This window comes from Lyngbya sp. PCC 8106 (assembly GCF_000169095.1).
Lineage (GTDB): Bacteria > Cyanobacteriota > Cyanobacteriia > Cyanobacteriales > Microcoleaceae > Capilliphycus.
This window is the reverse complement of record NZ_AAVU01000095.1, coordinates 1-2,285: the sequence shown is the minus strand read 5'-3', so window position 1 is coordinate 2,285 and position 2,285 is coordinate 1. Positions and strand designations below refer to the sequence as shown.

The window sequence follows — 2,285 nt, the reverse complement described above, 5'->3', positions numbered from 1 at the left end:
AAAATCGGTTCAACGATTGGACGCAACGCTGCTGACATTCCTTGAAACGGTTTGTAAAATTTTCTCATATACCAACCGCCCACTTCCGGTAAGCTGAGTAAACGTAACGCGGTTCCAGTCGGGGCTGAGTCGATAATTAATACATCATATTCGCCCTCGTCGTAATGGCGTTTCATCCGGACTAAGCCAAAAATTTCATCCATCCCCGGTAAAATGGCTAATTCTTCGGCTTGAATGCCATCTAAGCCTCGGGCTTGCAGGACTTGTGTAATATAGCGTTTAACGGCGCCCCAGTTCCCTTCTAGTTCCATTAACGCATCGAGTTCGGCACCCCAGAGGTTCGGTTGGACTTTCTGAGGTTCGTGACCGAGTTCTATATCGAAGCTATCGGCGAGAGAATGGGCAGGGTCGGTACTCAGCACTAGGGTCTTATAACCTAATTCTGCACAACGTAAGCCTGTTGCTGCGGCGACTGAGGTTTTCCCCACACCACCTTTACCCGTCATTAAAATCACGCGCATTTCGTCAAGTCCTGCTTAAAATTTGTTCATATTATTTTAACTTTAGCGGGTTTTCGGCAATATTTGCTTAACTACATCCAAGCGAGTACAGTCCCAATAGTCGATATGACTGCTGATGAGTCCCTCTGAGTTGAGTTTGAGTTCACTCCAACCGGGGATAGAAACACGGGGTTTCCAGGGAAGCGGTGTTGTCCAACTGAGTGTCCAACGGGTTTTTATAACATTCTCGGCTTGGGAGATTTCGTGTAAATCAAGCTGAATGTCTAGAAACCACTGACGGATAAAGCCAATCATTTGTTTGTAGCGTTCGACTCCGTTAAATTGGTTTAAGGGGTCTTGAAAATAAACGTCTGGGGTATAAAGACTGTAAGTTTGATCTTCAGGAAATCGTTGATAATCTTGTTTGATAATGTCAATCGTTGTCATTATTATTTTATCCTGTTTTTGATCACAATTTTCTGTTAGTTTTGAGCCGTGACTAGCCCCAATTTGTCTAATCAAAGCTCAAAAAAGTTGTGATGTTCTTCCGTGAAGTTGCAAATAAATTCAACCTCACCTAGAAAGTGTTAGGCTTTCAAGCGTAGGGTGGGAATGATTTTTAAACACCACTCTGACATTTGAGATGCTCTCCACAGATCGATAATTCTGACTCCAATGATCGAACCTCTGAAGTTGACATCTACTTCTTGACCGGGTTCGATCCCTTCAGGATTACTATACACAATAACGGTGGGTTGGTTTTGTGCTAAACGTTGATAGTCTGAGAATTTAATGCGAATTGACATTTCTAATACTCCTTTATTAATAAGGTTGAAAAAAAAGAACAACAAAAGGATGTCTTTACACAAAACAAAAACGTACATCAGGGGAAATCTGAGGTTGCTTAATCAAAAGCTGACTGGACAGAACCCTTGAAATCTCGTTAAAGTGCGTCATTGTTTTCATTTTACCCTGTCGAGCAACATTTTTTGGGTTACAGTTCAGTAATTTGTTGAACGGCAGTCAGAAGTCAAAAATTAAAAATCAGAATTTATTTTGTTTAGAATTGAGATTCTAGAGGTGTTTTAAAACTTTTATGGCGTATTTTACTTGTTTTTAACTCGTTTTTAATAATTAGCAATTCTATAAATTATTGATTGAAGTTAAACACTTATTTTTGTAAATTAAGTATATTTACTTGATTGGGAGTCAGTTTATGTTATGAGTACCTTAAAATAATTGTATAAGTCTGTATCGATTTTGATTGATTATAAAAGTCAATTCTTATATCATAAGGGTTCAGTCGAAAAGCAGGATAAAAGCAGATGTCTAAATCCCTGAAATCTTCATCTGAAAACGGATCAAGTTGGCTCAATAGTGGTCGAATTATTCGGATTCTCGAAACAGTTCAAGATTTGATTGTCATCTCGTTGTGTGTTGGTTTATTTAGTTTCATGGTGATGCAACTGCGAGAAATGGTACTCTCCTTGCTTCCCCCACTCGATTTTCAACGAGTCACCTCGGACATCTTGTATTTATTAATTCTCGTTGAATTATTTCGCCTGCTGATTATTTATCTCCAAGAACATCGAGTTTCGATTGGAGTCGCTGTCGAAGTTTCAATTGTGTCTGTTTTGCGAGAAATTATTGTTCGCGGTGTGCTAGAAACCCCTTGGACTCAAACCTTAGCAACCTGTGCTTTTTTACTGGTACTGACCCTGTTACTGGTGGCGAGGGTTTGGCTACCCCCTACCTTTGATGGAATTGACCCAGAACAACAAATCT

Annotated in this window: 4 protein-coding genes; 1 reads left to right on the top strand and 3 read right to left on the bottom strand. The window is 39.8% G+C overall.

Annotated elements, in window-relative coordinates; genetic code table 11:
• The 3 genes from L8106_RS28980 to L8106_RS28970 all read right to left on the bottom strand — a co-directional run.
• Positions 1-521: TRC40/GET3/ArsA family transport-energizing ATPase (locus tag L8106_RS28980; protein ID WP_009788150.1), on the bottom strand; the 521-nt coding region annotated here is incomplete at its 3' end.
• Between the two features lie 42 nt (positions 522-563).
• A complete protein-coding gene (locus L8106_RS28975) occupies positions 564-947 on the bottom strand; it encodes a DUF2358 domain-containing protein (RefSeq protein WP_009788149.1) in 384 nt (127 codons plus the stop codon).
• Positions 948-1,087: 140 nt separating this feature from the next.
• A complete protein-coding gene (locus tag L8106_RS28970) occupies positions 1,088-1,306 on the bottom strand; it encodes a hypothetical protein (RefSeq protein ID WP_009788148.1) in 219 nt (72 codons plus the stop codon).
• A gap of 519 nt (positions 1,307-1,825) precedes the next feature.
• Here L8106_RS28970 and L8106_RS28965 point away from each other — a divergent pair.
• Positions 1,826-2,285 (top strand): phosphate-starvation-inducible PsiE family protein (locus L8106_RS28965; RefSeq protein ID WP_009788147.1); only part of this gene is annotated, 460 nt, incomplete at its 3' end.

Excerpts from the sequence above, each read along its gene's own strand:
- L8106_RS28975 (WP_009788149.1), bottom strand. The coding sequence starts at position 947 with ATGACAACGATTGACATTATCAAACAAGATTATCAACGATTTCCTGAA.
- L8106_RS28970 (WP_009788148.1), bottom strand. The coding sequence starts at position 1,306 with ATGTCAATTCGCATTAAATTCTCAGACTATCAACGTTTAGCACAAAAC.